The organism is Sphingobium indicum BiD32 (assembly GCF_000382885.1).
Classification (GTDB): Bacteria; Pseudomonadota; Alphaproteobacteria; order Sphingomonadales; family Sphingomonadaceae; genus Sphingobium; species Sphingobium japonicum_C.
Window position 1 is genome coordinate 1 of the sequence record NZ_CAVK010000021.1, and the last position, 14,891, is coordinate 14,891.

The following is a 14,891-nucleotide window of genomic DNA, read 5'->3' on the forward strand; positions in this document are numbered from 1 at the left end:
ATCGTCACCACGCCCTAGTGGAGACTCGCAACCCGCAACTGGTTCTTGCCCGCGCGCTTGGCGGCCAGCATCGCGCCATCGGCGCTGTCGATCAGCCGGTCGAGATCGGTCGTGCCACTGGCGGTGGCCAGCCCGAACGATCCGCTGACGCCGATGTCCTGCGCCGCCAGTGCGTGGCGGATCGTTTCGCCCCGTTGGGTGGCTGAACGCGCGTCCAGCGCGGGGATCAGCATCAGAAATTCGTCGCCGCCTACCCGCGCGACCGCGTCATTCGCCCCGGCATGGGCGGATAGCAGTGCGGCGACATTGACCAGACAGGCATCGCCCGCGGCATGGCCCTGACTGTCGTTGAGCTGCTTGAACCCGTCGAGATCGAGGAACAGCAGACTGGTCGGCTTTCCGGTCCGCGCGGTGTCGGCGAACATGGCGTTGGCGCGCACGGCCAGCCCGCGCCGGTTGAGCAGTCCCGTCAGCGGATCATGTAACGCCTCGAAACTCGCCTGGCGCAGTTCGGACAAGTCCTCGATCACCGCGACGTAAAATTCTGGCTGCCCCGCCGCGTCGCGCACCATGGCGACGGTCAGGTTGATCCAGATGATCGTGCCGTCCGCACGAATATAGCGTTTTTCCAGCGTATAGCGGGGAAAGTCCCCGGCATGGAGGCGGGCGAGCAACGCTTCGTCAGTGTCGAGATCGTCGGGATGGGTGATCTGCTGGAAACCGGTGCGCATCAGCATGTCGGCATCATGGCCGCTAATCTCGCAAAAGCGCGGATTGACCAGCAGGAAGGTGCCGTCCAGCCCGACATGGGCAATGCCGACCGGCGCGTGGAGGAAGGTCGCCTCGAACCGGCGCTGCGCCAGCGCCAGCGCAGCCGCCATCACACCATCGGGCAGCGCGTCCATCGGCAACGCTTTGCCGAAATCCGATTCGCGAAACTGCCGATGCGATTGCCTGCTCATGGCGCCGTCATGCAACCGGGCTGGTAAACAGAGACTTTACCGCACTGCACCACCGCTTAAAAAATCAGAGCCGGGCGCGGAAGGGCGTGAAATCAGTGGCTTCGTCATAGACGTCCAGCCCTTCGCGCCGCTTGAGCATGTTGACCACTGCATAGGTCACCGGCGTCAGCAGCGCTTCCCAGCCGACCTTCATCGCCCAGTTGGTGACCATGACGGTCAGCAGCTGCGCATTGCTCCACTCGCCATAAAAGGCAAGCGGGTAGAAGAGCAGGCTGTCCACCCCCTGCCCCACGATCGTCGAACCGATGGTGCGCATCCACAGATGCTTGCCCTGCGTCCGCACTTTCATCCGGGCGAGGACGAAGCTGTTGGCAAATTCCCCGGCCCAGAAAGCGACGAGCGAGGCGAACACGATGCGCCAGGTGCTGCCGAACACCGCTTCATAGGCGTCCTGCCCCGGCCAGCCAGCCGCGGGCGGCAGCGCGACCACGACCCAGCTCATCAAGGCCATGAACAGCATCCCGACAAAGCCGGCCCAGACGCAGCGGCGCGCGCGGGCATAGCCATAGACTTCGGTCAGCACGTCGCCGATGACATAGCCCAGCGGGAAGAAGAGGATGCCCGCGCCAAAGGTGACGCCGCCCAGCGTCGACAGCTTGGCCGCGCCGATCAGGTTGGACAGCAGCAGGATGACGACGAAGGCCGCCATGACAAAATCGAAATAGCGCAGCGGTCGTCCGCCCAGCGCGCCTGCATCAATTTTGTGAACTGCCCCGTCGCTCATGGGAACATTGCATATCGCAGAGGCCGGTGATTGCAACCCGTCCCCGCCCCCGCTATCGGAGCGGACGACGGCCCCGTAGCTCAGCTGGATAGAGCATCCGCCTTCTAAGCGGATGGTCGCAGGTTCAAGTCCTGCCGGGGTCACCATCAACCGTTGATAAAGGTCGGGGGCCGGTCGTTCCCGTAAATTGGTCGGGCGCGCGGCTTCACGCGCCCGAATAGCCTGGTTTACAGGATGGTCTGGCCGGTCTTTTCCCAGTCAGCCAGGAAGCCTGCAATACCCTTATCGGTCAGGACATGGTTGAACAGCGCCTTGATGACGGCGGGCGGCGCGGTCATGACGTCGGCACCGATGCGGGCGCTTTCCAGCACATGGATGGGGTGGCGGACGGACGCGACCAGAATTTCGGTGTCGAAGCCGTAATTGTCGTAGATCAGGCGGATGTCCTGAATGAGGGCCATGCCGTCAAATCCATTATCGTCATGGCGGCCGACGAAGGGCGAGATGAAGCTGGCGCCTGCCTTTGCCGCGAGCAGCGCTTGATTGGCGGAGAAGCACAGGGTCACATTGACCAGCACGCCATCATCGGTCAGCGCCTTGCAGGTCTTGAGGCCGTCGATCGTCAAGGGCACCTTGATGCAAACATTGGGGGCGATCTTCCGCAGGACGGCGGCTTCCTTCATCATCGTCTCATGATCGAGCGCGACGACTTCGGCGGAGACGGGACCATCGACCAGCCCGCAGATTTCCTCGACCACTTCGAGGAATTTGCGGCCCGACTTGTGGATCAGGGACGGGTTGGTGGTGACGCCGTCGAGCAGGCCGGTGGCGGCGAGGTCACGGATTTCGGCGGTGTCGGCGGTGTCGACGAAGAATTTCATGGAATGCGGCTCCGGCTATAAGCGAATCGGCTCCGTTTAGCGGCTGGATGCAGGATTGGCCATCATCGCGGCAGGCTGGCGGCATTTGCAACAGTTCAGCAACATGATTAAGGCGCGGCAACGTTACCAAAGGATTTTGTCATGAAGCCGCGCCGCCTGATCCTTGCCCTGTCGGCTATGGCTACCGCTTCGCCCGCCGCCGCCGCCACGCAAGAGTCACAAATGTGGATCGCCGAAATGGCGACGATCAGGGTGAGCAAAGCTGACCTGGTGACGATCGATTCGAGCCAGCGCGCCCGGTCGGACGCGGGCAGCGGGGGCGAGCAGTTTCTGGCGCGTATCGCCATCGACCACCGTATTGCTCCATTGGTGCAGGTGGGCGGCGGGATCGCCTATCTGAAAAGCGAGGTGGATCAGGAATTGCGGCTGCACCAGCAGGTGACGTTGAGCAAGGGGATATGGCTCAGCCGGACGCGGATGGAGCAGCGTTTCTTTGATAATACCGACACCGCCAGTTGGCGGTTGCGCCAGCGGGTGCAGGCCAGCGTGCCGCTGGACCAGACGAAGCAATGGACGGCGATCGTTGCGACGGAACTATTCTTTCACCTCAACCGCGCGCGGGCGAACGACAAGACCGGCCTTGCCACGATGCGGCACCAGATCGGCCTGCGCCATCCGATCGGCAAGGGCGTGGACGCGCAACTACTCTATATGCGGCAACAGACTTTCCGCGACGGGCGACCCGATGTCGTGGCGCATATCCCGTGGCTGACGCTGAGCTGGCGCATCTGACACGCGCCATTTGCGCGGCGGGCGGGACGGGCTAAGGACGGGGCATGTCCCGCGCCCGTGTCCTCCTGCTCAACGCTGCCCTGGGGCCGCTCGACTATCGCGTGCCGCACGGGATGAACGTCAAGCCCGGCAGTATCGTCGTCGCGCCGCTCGGCCCGCGCCAGCTGGTCGGCGTGGTGTGGGAAGAGGATAGTTTTCCCGATGTCGAGAGCGTGGGCGACAATCGGCTGCGCAATCTGATCGAGCTGGTGGACGCGCCACCCCTGCCCGCCACGCTGCGGCGGCTGATCGAATGGACGGCGGACTATTATCTGTCGCCCCCCGCCGCCGTGCTGCGCATGGCGCTGGCGTCGATGGCGGCGCTGGAGGGGACACGCACCGTCATCGAATATAAGGCCAATGGCCACCAGCCCGATCGCATGACCGAACAGCGTGCGCAGGCGCTGGAGCGGATCGGCGAGCGCCAGGGGCTGATCCGCGAACTGGCACTGATCGGCGGGGTGAGCGACGCGGTGATTCGCGGCCTCATCAAGCAGGACATATTCGACGCCATCGAAGTGAGCGTCGACACCCCCTTCCCCGCGCCTGACCCCGACCATGCGCCGCCCGCGCTGTCAGCGGCGCAGGCGGACGCGGCGACGACGATGGCGGACGCGGTACGCGCGCATGATTTTGCGCCCTTCCTGCTGGACGGAGTGACAGGTTCGGGCAAAACGGAGGTCTATTTCGAGGCGATTGCCGCCGCCATCCGCGCCGACCGGCAGGTTCTGGTGCTGCTGCCCGAAATCGCGCTGACCGAGCCATTTCTGGAGCGGTTCGAGGCGCGTTTCGGCACGATTCCGGTAAACTGGCATAGCGGGCTGCGCCAGACCGAGCGGCGGCGGGCGTGGCGGGCGATTGCCAGTGGTCAGGCGCAGGTGGTGGTGGGCGCGCGGTCGGCGCTATTCCTGCCCTACCCGAAACTCGGCCTGATCGTCGTCGATGAGGCGCATGAGGCGAGCTTCAAGCAGGAGGATGGCGTCCATTATCACGCCCGCGACGTGGCGGTGATGCGCGGCCTCATAGAGAAATTTCCGGTCATCCTGGCGTCGGCGACCCCGGCGATCGAAACGCGGCATCAGGTCGAACTGGGCCGCTATCGCGAGATCAGGCTGCCGTCGCGCTATGGCGGGGCGGAAATGCCCGCGATCGAGGGGATCAACCTGCTGACCGATCCGCCCGAACGCGGCCGCTGGATCGCCCCCCCCCTGGTGAAGGCGATCGACGAGGTGATGGCCAAGGGCGAGCAAAGCCTGCTGTTCCTCAACCGGCGCGGCTATGCGCCGCTGACGCTGTGCCGCCATTGCGGCTATCGCTTCCAATGCCCCAATTGCACGGCCTGGATGGTCGAGCATCGACTGACCCATCGGCTCGCCTGTCATCATTGCGGCCATGTCGTCCCCGCGCCGCGCTTCTGCCCGGAGTGCAAGGAGGAGGATAGTCTGGTCGCCTGCGGGCCGGGGGTGGAACGGATCGCCGATGAGGTGAAGGCGCTATGGCCACAGGCGCGCACCGCCATCGTCACGTCCGACACTTTGTTTTCGCCCGCCAGGGTCGCCGATTTCGTGAAGTCGGTGGAGGCGGGCGATATCGACATCATCGTCGGCACGCAGTTGGTGACCAAGGGCTATCATTTCCCCAACCTGACATTGGTGGGGGTGATCGACGCCGATCTGGGGCTGGAGGGGGGCGACCTGCGCGCGTCCGAGCGAACCTTCCAGCAGATCATGCAGGTCGCCGGACGTGCGGGCCGCGGGCAGAAGCCGGGGCGGGTGTTCATCCAGACGCGGATGCCCGAAGGCGAAGTGATCAAGACGCTGATCGAGGGTGATACCGAGCGATTTTACGCGGTCGAGACGGAGAATAGGCGGCGCGCCAACGCCCCGCCCTTCGGCCGCTTCGCCGCGATCATCATTTCGAGCGAGGATGCGGACGAGGCGGCACAGGTCGCGCGACTGATCGGCAAATCGGCCCCGCTGATCGAGGGGATGCGGGTCTATGGTCCCGCGCCCGCGCCGCTCTCCGTCCTGCGCGGGCGGCATCGCCACCGGCTGCTGATCCATGCGACGCGGCAGGTGGATATTCAGGCGGCGATCCGCGAATGGTTGGGCAATATCGTCTGGAAATCCAGCACCCGCGTGGCGGTAGATGTCGATCCCTATAGTTTCATGTGATGGACACGCCCGTTACCAGCCCATGCCGCAACCTCTGTGCGCTGGACGCGGCGCGTGTCTGCATCGGGTGCGGGCGAACGATCGACGAGATCGTCCATTGGCGCAGCATGGGCGACGACGCGCGCGCCGCCGTCATGGCGCGGGTGCGGGATTTCCCGGTTTCGCCTTCTCCCCGGACTTCGCCGCTGCCTGAGCGTCCAGATCCGCCTTCATCCTGACCGCCGCTTCGCGCATCTCCGACCCATGCGGCGAATAGGCGATGGGATCGAGCAGCAGGGACGCAGTGGCATAATCGCCCCGTGCTGCGGTGGCATTGACGAAATTGAAACGATAGTCCGGGCGTTGCGGCAGCAGGGTGAAGGCCTTGTACAGGCCATCATAGCCAAGGTCGGGCATCTTGCCGCCGCGCATCGCGTGATAGCGGTAGAAGAGTGCCAGCGGCACAGGATCTTCGGTGTCGGCCCGATTGGCGCGGACGATGGCGGTCAGCGCTGCTTTCCAATCCTCCGCCTTGTCGCTGTCATGCGCCCGCTCAAGCAGCACTTGCGCCCGCACCGCATGGCCGCGCGACGATTGGGCATCGAGCGCGATCGCCCGGTCCGCGTCCGCCAGTGCCGCATCCTTATCCTCCGCGGCCCATTCCGCTTCCGCCAGCAGCGCCGCAGCATAAGCGGAGTCGGGGAATTTGGCCGCGGTCGCCCGAATGGCGGTAACGATGGCGGGAAGTTCATCAGTTTTCGCGCGATTGGTGAGCCGCAATTCATCCTCGACCAGCGCACCCTGCGCCGGATCGACCGGGCTGACGACGATCTCGCCGATCTTCATCTCCAACGGGGTTAGCGCATTATAGGATAGGGCGCGTCGTTTGATGTAGGTTCTGACATCCTTGTCCAAACCATCCAGCCCGCCTTCAAAGTAACTGTCCGGCTTTATATTCGGTACACCCTGCGCCAGATCGTTCAGATAACGTGCAATTTCCTGCCGACGCTCACCCTTGTCATATTGGTAGAAATGGGTGAGCAGCCAGGCGGTGCCATAGTAACGATCTCCATCGCGCAAACTGAGGCCGCCAGTATCCCGCGCGAACAGGTTTTTAACGGGGTAAGGTGATTCGAGGCGCAAAGTAGGCAGCCGGGCCAAGGGTATGCGCCCATATTCGATGGAACCGTTTTTCGGAAAATTGACGACCGAAAAGAACTCCGCAAACCCCTCGACATACCAAGCCGGATAAGCCGCCGGAAAATGATGCAGCATGAAATGATGGGCATATTCGTGGAAGAGAATTTCCTCCGCGCCCATGTCAAATTTACCCGTCTTTTCTCCACGCGCGAGCACGGCAACGGCGGCCCGATCCGACGTTGTGTAAAAGCCGCCAATATTGGGATTGCCCGCGAGTTTCTGCACCTTCCGGTCATTGGACAGGAGATAGACCAGCACCGGGCTGCCCTGTTCAGGATCGGTCACATTATAGAGCCGCCGCAGCAGGAAATCGAATTTCTCCAGCCGTTCGGCAAAGCCGCGCAGCTTTTCGTCATTGCCCTCGCTATAGACGGTAAAGTGGCGACTTTTCGCCTGCCACCACGCCGCCTGCGCCGTGCCGGGCAGCGCCATCATCCATCCCATGCTTAGCAGCAGGGCCACCCATATCCGCATCGTTGCATTCCACCCCAAAAACCGGCGACCAGAGTGGCGAAGGCAGAACGGAATGGGAAGCGCAATCTGATCCGTTGCTTATCCTTTTTCCCGCGCGAGCAACGCCTGTTTTCTTTCCACGCCCCAGGCATAGCCGCCCGCCATACCGTCGCTGCGCAGGACGCGGTGGCAGGGGATGAGGACGGCGAGCGCATTGTCGCCGCAGGCGGTGCCGGCCGCCCGGACTGCGCCGGGTCGACCGATGGCGGCAGCGATCTGGCCATAGCTGCGGGTCTGCCCGGCGGGAATGGCGCGCAGGGCGGACCAGACCGCCTGCTGGAAGGCGGTGCCGCCAATATCGACCGGCAGGTCCGGCGCGCCCGTGGGGTCATCAACCAGCGCCACTACGGCGGCGGCGAGCCGGTCCAGCGCGGCGTCGGCGGGGCGCAGGTCCGCCTGCGGGAAGCGGGTGCGCAATGCCTCCTCGCCCTCGTCAAAGCTGATCCGGCACAGCCCCTTGTCGGTGGCGGCGACCAGCATCGGGCCAAGGCTGCTGTCGACCACACGCCAGCGGATCGTGACGCCGCGTCCGCCCGCCTGCCAGGCGCTGGGCGTCATCCCCAGATGAGACGCCGCATCGGCATAGGCACGGCTGGGCGCGGCATAACCAGCTTCATAGATGGCCGCAGTCACGCTGCCACCTGCGTCGAGCGCGACTTTCAGCCGGTCGGCCCGCAGCGCGCGTGCAAAGGCGGCGGGGGTCTGGCCCGTCTCCCGCTTGAACAGGCGATGGAAATGATGCGGGGCATAGCCGACATGGGCGGCAATCGCGTTCAGCCGGGGGGCGTCCTCTGCCGCCTCGATCAGCGCGATCGCGGCGGCGACCGCCCGCTGGTCCCGCCCCGTTTCATCCGGGCGGCAGCGCAGGCAGGCGCGAAAGCCCGCAGCCCGCGCAGCGGCAGGATCGGGCAGGAAGGTCATATTCTCACGCTTCGGGTGGCGCGCCGCGCAACTCGGCTTGCAATATATGCCGGTGGTGGCAACGCAACCGACGAACCGCCCGTCCATCACCCGGTCGCGGCGCGACACCGCCGCCCAGCACTGGTCGGGATCGGGCATGGAGGACGCCGAAGCGGTTGGGGGATCGGACAGGCGGGTCATCTGGTTCATGCTGTTATGGGATAAAGCGGAACCGCTGGCCATGCTTCCCACGGCTTGCGCTCAAAAAACCACGCTCTTTTCCCGATTGCGCAACGCCCGCCATCGCATATGTATGCGGCCATATGGTCGCTCTTTTCCGCTTCATCCTCCTGGCCCTTGCCCTTGCCGCGCCGGTTGCCTCCCATGCCGAGCAGCAGGACATCGCGGCTGCCGCGCGTGGAGTGGTGCGTGTCGTGCTGGTCGCGACCGATGGCAGCGAAGCCTATTTTGTCGGCCATGGCAGTGGCCTTGCGGTCGCGCCCGACAAGATATTGACCAATGCCCATGTCGTGGAACTGGCACGGGAAGAAAAGAATCTCGTCATCGGCGTCATTCCGTCCGAAGGGACCAAGACCTATGGCGGGCGGATCGTCGCCTTTTCGCCGGGCAACGATCTGGCCCTTATCCAGCTGGAACAGGGCAGTCTGCCGGTCAGCACCTTTTATGCCGGTGCCGTGACCGATGGCCAGCATGTCACCGCGATCGGCTATCCCGGCACGGTCGACCGGGCACAGGGTCTGGGCCTCAAGCAGATGGTCGAACCGGTGGCGACGGTCAAAACCAGCGGTAATGTGTCGGCGGGCCGTGCGAGCCGCAGCTTTGACACGCTGCTGCACACCGCGCCTTTGGCAGCGGGCAATAGCGGCGGGCCGCTGATCGATGATTGCGGCCGGGTGCTGGGGGTCAACAGCTTCGGGTCGATATCCGACGGCAGCGACGCGGAGTTCGGCTTTGCCGTGTCATGGCGCGAAGTCGCCTCCTTCCTGCGGCAGGCGGGCGTCTCCTCTCGCCATACGATCGTCCCATGCCGGTCCTTTGCCGAGGTCGATTCGGCCGAGGCCGCCATCCTCCAGCGCGAATCGGCGATGAGCGAACAAAAGCTGCGCGCCAGCGACAGCGCGCGCCAAGAGGCGATGGATCGCGCCCGCGATGCTGCCGAGCGGGAGGTTATTTCCGCGCGCGAAAACGCCATGGCCGGGGCCGCCGTGCTGCTGGCGCTGGCCGTGCTGGGCCTGGGCGCTGGCGGACTATTCTACAGCCAGAAGCGTGAGAAGCACGCGACCTGGGCCATTGCGATTGGCGGGCTGCTGCTGTTCGCCGCGCTGGGGCTGTTCTTCTTCAAACCCAGCTTCGCCAGCATCGACGAAAAGGTCGCCGTGGCGCAGGATCAGGGCATTGTCAGCAATGCCGCCTTTGCCTGGGCGGGCGACAATATCTGCAAGGTCGATATAGCGCGCAGCCGCCTGACCCTGTCGCAACCCAATGATATCGGCTTTAACTGGGCCGAAGGCGGCTGCGTCAACGGCGACACCCAATATGTCGCCAGCGGCACGGAATGGCAGCGTGTCACCATCCCGACGGACGGCCATTATCTGGCCTCCAGCCGCTTCGATCCGGTCAATGGCGTGCTGCGCGTCGATCGCTGGCTGCCCGATGGCGATACGATGGCCAGGGCGCGCGCACTGGTCGGCGACAAGCCGATTCCCGCTTGTGGCAGCAACCCGGAGGCACTCGCCCGGATTGCCGCGCTGCAATCGCAAATGGCAGCCTTGGTTCCGGCCCAGCCCAATGAACGGATCGTCTATCATTGCCAGAAGGGCCGGCTTGCACCGGTCGATCCTGTTGAATAGCCGATTCGCAGCCGCATAAAAACTCAGTCAAATGGCAGTGATTTCGCACTATTGACGGAATCGCGCAGCATGACTTGCATAGTCATAATCGCGCTGCTAACCGGCCCCACAACAAGGGGGACGGGCGTAACTGCTCCCCCCCTCTTTGCATGACCGGCACATCAAATGGAGGACGGTAAGCGCGTGGAGACTACCGGCGGTATACAGGCCAGCCTCAGCGGCCGCTACGCGGTTGCGCTGTTCGATCTGGCACGCGATGGCCAATCGCTCGACACCGTGGCGGAAAGCCTGGCCGCGCTGAAGGCGGCGATTGCCCAATCGTCTGATTTCAAAGCGCTTATCAACAGCCCCGTGCTGAGCCGCGATGCGTCTGGAAAGACGATCGCCGCGGTTGCATCCTCCATGGGGATCGATCCCCTGACCACGAAATTTCTGGGCGTGCTTGCCGGGAACCGCCGCCTCGGCCAGCTTCCCGCCGTCATCCGCGCCTATGAAACCCTGCTGTCGAATCACAAGGGTGAGGCCCGCGCCGAAGTAACGAGCGCGCACCCGCTGACCAAGACGCAGATCACCGCGCTTAGCAAAAGCCTGCGCGCCCGTGTCGGCCGCGACGTCGCCGTCGATGCCAAGGTCGACCCCGCGATCCTGGGCGGGCTGGTCGTCAAGATCGGCAGCCAGATGATCGACAGCTCCATTCGTACCCGTTTGAATAGTCTCGCCATGGCGATGAAAGGCTGAACATGGATATCAACGCCGCAGAAATCTCGAAGGTCATCAAGGACCAGATCGCCAATTTCGGCACCGAAGCGCAGGTTAGCGAAGTCGGTTCCGTGCTGACCGTGGGTGACGGCATCGCCCGCGTCCATGGCCTCGACAACGTCCAGGCGGGCGAAATGGTCGAATTCGCCAATGGTATTCAGGGCATGGCGCTGAACCTGGAAGCCGACAATGTCGGTGTCGTGATCTTTGGATCGGACAGCGAGATCAAGGAAGGCGACACCGTCAAGCGCACCGGCACCATCGTCGACGTTCCCGTCGGCAAGGGTCTGCTGGGTCGCGTCGTGGACGGTCTGGGCAATCCGATCGACGGCAAGGGTCCGATCGTGTCCGACCAGCGTATGCGCGTCGAGCGCAAGGCGCCCGGCATCATCCCGCGTACCTCGGTCCATGAACCCGTGCAGACCGGCCTCAAGGCCATCGACACGCTCGTTCCCGTTGGCCGTGGCCAGCGCGAACTGATCATCGGCGATCGCCAGACCGGCAAGACCGCCGTGGCGATCGACACCTTCATCAACCAGAAGGCCGCGAACGCGGGCGATGACGAGAGCAAGAAGCTCTATTGCATCTATGTCGCGATCGGCCAGAAGCGCTCGACCGTGGCGCAGATCGTCAAGCAGCTCGAAGAAAATGGCGCGATGGAATATTCGATCGTCGTCGCCGCGACCGCTTCGGAACCTGCCCCGCTCCAGTATCTCGCCCCCTATACCGGCGTGACCATGGGCGAATATTTCCGCGACAACGGCATGCACGCCGTCATCGTCTATGACGATCTGTCGAAGCAGGCCGTGGCCTATCGCCAGATGTCGCTGCTGCTGCGTCGTCCTCCGGGCCGCGAAGCCTATCCGGGCGACGTGTTCTATCTGCACAGCCGCCTGCTGGAGCGCGCGGCCAAGATGAACAGCGACAATGGTTCGGGTTCGCTCACCGCGCTGCCGATCATCGAGACGCAGGCAGGCGACGTGTCGGCCTATATCCCGACCAACGTGATTTCGATCACCGATGGCCAGATCTTCCTGGAAACCAACCTCTTCTACCAGGGCATCCGTCCGGCCATTAACGTCGGCCTGTCGGTGTCGCGCGTCGGTTCCGCCGCGCAGACCAAGGCGATGAAGAAGGTGTCCGGCTCGATCAAGCTGGAGCTGGCCCAGTATCGCGAAATGGCGGCCTTCGCTCAGTTCGGTTCGGACCTCGATGCGTCGACCCAGAAGCTGCTGAACCGTGGTGCGCGCCTGACCGAGCTGCTCAAGCAGGCGCAATTTTCGCCCCTGCCCTTCGAGGAGCAGACTGCGTCGATCTTCGCGGGCACCAACGGCTATCTCGACAGCATCGCCGTCAAGGACGTGACCCGTTACGAAGAGCTGATGCTGGCCTATCTGCGCCACGATCATGCCGACGTGCTGACCATGATCCGCGACAGCAAGGATCTGGGCGACGACGCCAAGGGCAAGCTCAAGGCCGCGCTCGACAGCTTCAGCAAGACTTTTGCTTAAGTCGAACGCCTGATTTGATGAAGGCCGCCGGTTACCCGGCGGCCTCCCTACACTGAATTCGGGATTGAGATGGCAAGCCTCAAGGAACTGAAGATCCGCATCGGGTCGGTCAAATCGACCCAGAAGATCACCAAGGCGAAGCAGATGGTCGCCGCCGCGAAGCTGCGCAAGGCGCAGGCCGCAGCGGAAGCCGCGCGCCCCTATAGCAGCCGTCTGGAAGCGGTCGTCGCCTCCCTCGCCTCGAAGATTGCGGGCGGTTCGGGCGAAGGCGCGTCGCCGCTGCTGGCCGGTACCGGCAAGGATGATGTGCATCTGCTGGTCGTCGCCAACTCCGACCGTGGACTTGCTGGCGCGTTCAACGCCAACATCGTCAAGGCCGCCCGCGCCAAGGCCGATGAGCTGATCGAACAGGGCAAGACGGTGAAATTCTACCTGATCGGTCGCAAGGGCCGTCCGGTGATCAACCGCATGTATCCCGGCCAGATCGTCGCCCAATATGACACGACCGGCGCGAAGCAGCCCGGTTATGATCAGGCGCACGCTATCGCGGGCGAGCTGACGACCATGTATCTGGACGGCAAGTTCGACGTCGCGCATCTCTTCTATTCGCGCTTCAAGTCGGCGCTGGCGCAGATTCCGACCGAACAGCAGATCATCCCGGTCAAGATCCCGGCCGATGCCGACCGCAACGCCATTGCCGCGACGGTCGAATATGAGCCGAGCGAGGAAGCGATCCTGGACGACCTGCTGCCGCGCAACGTCGCGATCCAGCTGTTCAAGGCGCTGCTGGAAAATAACGCATCCGAACAGGGCGCGTCGATGACCGCGATGGACAACGCGACGCGCAACGCCGGCGACCTGATCAACAAGCTGACGATCCAGTATAACCGCAGCCGCCAGGCCGCGATCACCACCGAACTCGTTGAAATCATTTCGGGCGCTGAAGCCCTCTAAGCACACGCACGCAAGGAAGCAGTCATGGCAACCACCAACAATGTAGGCCGCATTTCGCAGGTCATCGGCGCTGTCGTCGACGTGACCTTCCCCGATGCGCTCCCGTCGATCCTGTCCGCGCTGGAAACCAGTAACAACGGCCAGCGCCTTGTTCTGGAAGTCGCCCAGCATCTGGGTGAAAACACCGTCCGCACCATCGCGATGGACTCGACCGAGGGTCTGACCCGTGGCCAGGAAGTGACCGACACCGGCGCGCAGATCAGCGTACCCGTTGGCCCCGCCACGCTCGGCCGCATCCTCAACGTCGTGGGCGAACCCATTGACGAGCGCGGCCCGGTCGCGACCGACATGCGCTCGCCGATCCACGCCAAGGCGCCTGAATTTGTCGACCAGTCGACCGAAAGCGCGATCCTGGTCACCGGCATCAAGGTCATCGATCTGCTCGCCCCTTACGCGAAGGGCGGCAAGATCGGTCTGTTCGGCGGCGCGGGCGTGGGCAAGACGGTTCTCATCCAGGAACTGATCAACAACATTGCCAAGGGCCATGGCGGCACGTCGGTATTCGCGGGCGTGGGTGAACGGACCCGTGAGGGTAACGATCTCTACCACGAATTTCTCGACGCGGGCGTCATCGCCAAGGACGCCGACGGCAATGCCGTCTCCGAAGGCTCCAAGGTCGCGCTCGTTTACGGCCAGATGAACGAGCCGCCGGGCGCGCGCGCGCGCGTCGCTTTGTCGGGCCTGACCATCGCGGAATATTTCCGCGACGTCGAAAATCAGGACGTGCTGTTCTTCGTCGACAACATCTTCCGCTTCACCCAGGCGGGCGCGGAAGTGTCCGCTCTGCTCGGCCGTATTCCTTCGGCCGTGGGTTATCAGCCGACCCTGTCGACCGACATGGGCCAGTTGCAGGAGCGCATCACCTCCACCAACAAGGGGTCGATCACCTCGGTGCAGGCCGTGTACGTTCCTGCGGACGATTTGACCGATCCGGCACCTGCAACCTCGTTCGCGCATCTTGATGCGACGACCGTTCTCAACCGCGCCATTTCGGAACTGGGCATCTACCCGGCGGTCGATCCGCTCGACTCCACCAGCCGCGTGCTGGAGCCGCGCACCGTGGGTCAGGAACATTATGACACCGCCCGCGCCGTCCAGTCGATCCTGCAGAAGTATAAGTCGTTGCAGGACATCATCGCCATTCTGGGCATGGACGAGCTGTCCGAAGAGGATAAGCTGACCGTCGCCCGCGCGCGCAAGATCCAGAAGTTCCTGTCGCAGCCCTTCCACGTCGCGGAAGTCTTTACCGGTATCAGCGGCAAGTTCGTCCAGATCGAGGACACGGTGAAGTCGTTCAAGGCGGTGGTCGATGGCGAATATGACCATCTGCCCGAAAACGCTTTCTACATGGTCGGCGGCATCGACGAGGCCATTGAAAAGGCCAAGAAGCTGGCCGCCGAAGCGGCGTAAATCCAAATTCCCCTCCCGCTTGCGGGAGGGGTTAGGGGAGGGCCTGTTATGGGCGATCCCTGACCAACATCCCCTCCCCCGACCCCTCCCTAAAGGGAGGGG

At 63.7% G+C, this 14,891-nt stretch carries 13 protein-coding genes and 1 tRNA gene; 9 read left to right on the forward strand and 5 right to left on the reverse strand.

Features of this window, described 5'->3' with window-relative positions; genetic code table 11:
* Positions 1-14: 14 nt before the first annotated feature.
* Positions 15-962: a GGDEF domain-containing protein gene (locus EBBID32_RS02185; protein ID WP_006949893.1), complete on the reverse strand. Its 948-nt coding sequence runs from the start codon at positions 960-962 to the stop codon at positions 15-17.
* 64 nt (positions 963-1,026) lie between these two features.
* The gene (locus tag EBBID32_RS02190) at positions 1,027-1,746 is read right to left on the reverse strand and encodes a queuosine precursor transporter (protein ID WP_006949894.1); all 720 of its coding nucleotides are present in this window, start codon (positions 1,744-1,746) and stop codon (positions 1,027-1,029) included.
* Positions 1,747-1,815: 69 nt separating this feature from the next.
* Here EBBID32_RS02190 and EBBID32_RS02195 point away from each other — a divergent pair.
* Positions 1,816-1,892 (forward strand) — tRNA-Arg (locus EBBID32_RS02195).
* A gap of 81 nt (positions 1,893-1,973) precedes the next feature.
* Here EBBID32_RS02195 and fsa read toward each other — a convergent pair.
* A complete protein-coding gene (fsa, locus tag EBBID32_RS02200) occupies positions 1,974-2,627 on the reverse strand; it encodes a fructose-6-phosphate aldolase (protein WP_006949896.1) in 654 nt (217 codons plus the stop codon).
* A 141-nt stretch (positions 2,628-2,768) separates the two neighbouring features.
* Between fsa and EBBID32_RS02205 the strand changes: the two genes are divergently transcribed.
* From EBBID32_RS02205 to EBBID32_RS23395, 3 genes are read left to right on the forward strand one after another with little or no spacing between them, the layout of a single operon-like run.
* Positions 2,769-3,419, forward strand: coding sequence for a DUF2490 domain-containing protein (locus EBBID32_RS02205; protein ID WP_006949897.1), 651 nt, complete (start codon positions 2,769-2,771; stop codon positions 3,417-3,419).
* A 44-nt stretch (positions 3,420-3,463) separates the two neighbouring features.
* The gene (locus tag EBBID32_RS02210) at positions 3,464-5,632 is read left to right on the forward strand and encodes a primosomal protein N' (protein WP_006949898.1); all 2,169 of its coding nucleotides are present in this window, start codon (positions 3,464-3,466) and stop codon (positions 5,630-5,632) included.
* The gene (locus tag EBBID32_RS23395) at positions 5,632-5,850 is read left to right on the forward strand and encodes a DUF1289 domain-containing protein (protein ID WP_081628013.1); all 219 of its coding nucleotides are present in this window, start codon (positions 5,632-5,634) and stop codon (positions 5,848-5,850) included. The genes EBBID32_RS02210 and EBBID32_RS23395 overlap by 1 nt, the downstream gene beginning before the upstream one ends.
* Here EBBID32_RS23395 and EBBID32_RS02215 read toward each other — a convergent pair.
* Both EBBID32_RS02215 and ada read right to left on the reverse strand, forming a co-directional pair.
* Positions 5,765-7,285 carry a hypothetical protein gene (locus EBBID32_RS02215; protein ID WP_006949903.1) on the reverse strand — a complete coding sequence of 507 codons (1,521 nt, stop codon included), beginning with the start codon at positions 7,283-7,285 and terminating at the stop codon, positions 5,765-5,767. The genes EBBID32_RS23395 and EBBID32_RS02215 overlap by 86 nt on opposite strands.
* 78 nt (positions 7,286-7,363) lie before the next feature.
* Entirely contained in the window at positions 7,364-8,434 is a 1,071-nt protein-coding gene (gene ada, locus EBBID32_RS02220; RefSeq protein ID WP_037488286.1) for a bifunctional DNA-binding transcriptional regulator/O6-methylguanine-DNA methyltransferase Ada, read from the reverse strand.
* A gap of 140 nt (positions 8,435-8,574) precedes the next feature.
* Here ada and EBBID32_RS02225 point away from each other — a divergent pair, with 140 nt between their 5' ends.
* From EBBID32_RS02225 to atpD, 5 genes are all read left to right on the forward strand, one after another.
* Entirely contained in the window at positions 8,575-10,095 is a 1,521-nt protein-coding gene (locus EBBID32_RS02225; RefSeq protein WP_440590952.1) for a S1C family serine protease, read from the forward strand.
* A 183-nt stretch (positions 10,096-10,278) separates the two neighbouring features.
* Positions 10,279-10,833, forward strand: coding sequence for a F0F1 ATP synthase subunit delta (locus EBBID32_RS02230; RefSeq protein ID WP_037488288.1), 555 nt, complete (start codon positions 10,279-10,281; stop codon positions 10,831-10,833).
* A 2-nt stretch (positions 10,834-10,835) separates the two neighbouring features.
* Positions 10,836-12,365 (forward strand): F0F1 ATP synthase subunit alpha, encoded by a 1,530-nt coding sequence (gene atpA / locus EBBID32_RS02235; RefSeq protein WP_006949912.1) that lies wholly within the window; start codon positions 10,836-10,838, stop codon positions 12,363-12,365.
* A gap of 69 nt (positions 12,366-12,434) precedes the next feature.
* Entirely contained in the window at positions 12,435-13,319 is an 885-nt protein-coding gene (locus tag EBBID32_RS02240; RefSeq protein ID WP_006949913.1) for a F0F1 ATP synthase subunit gamma, read from the forward strand.
* A gap of 24 nt (positions 13,320-13,343) precedes the next feature.
* Positions 13,344-14,789: a F0F1 ATP synthase subunit beta gene (atpD, locus tag EBBID32_RS02245; RefSeq protein WP_006949914.1), complete on the forward strand. Its 1,446-nt coding sequence runs from the start codon at positions 13,344-13,346 to the stop codon at positions 14,787-14,789.
* Positions 14,790-14,891 lie beyond the last annotated feature (102 nt).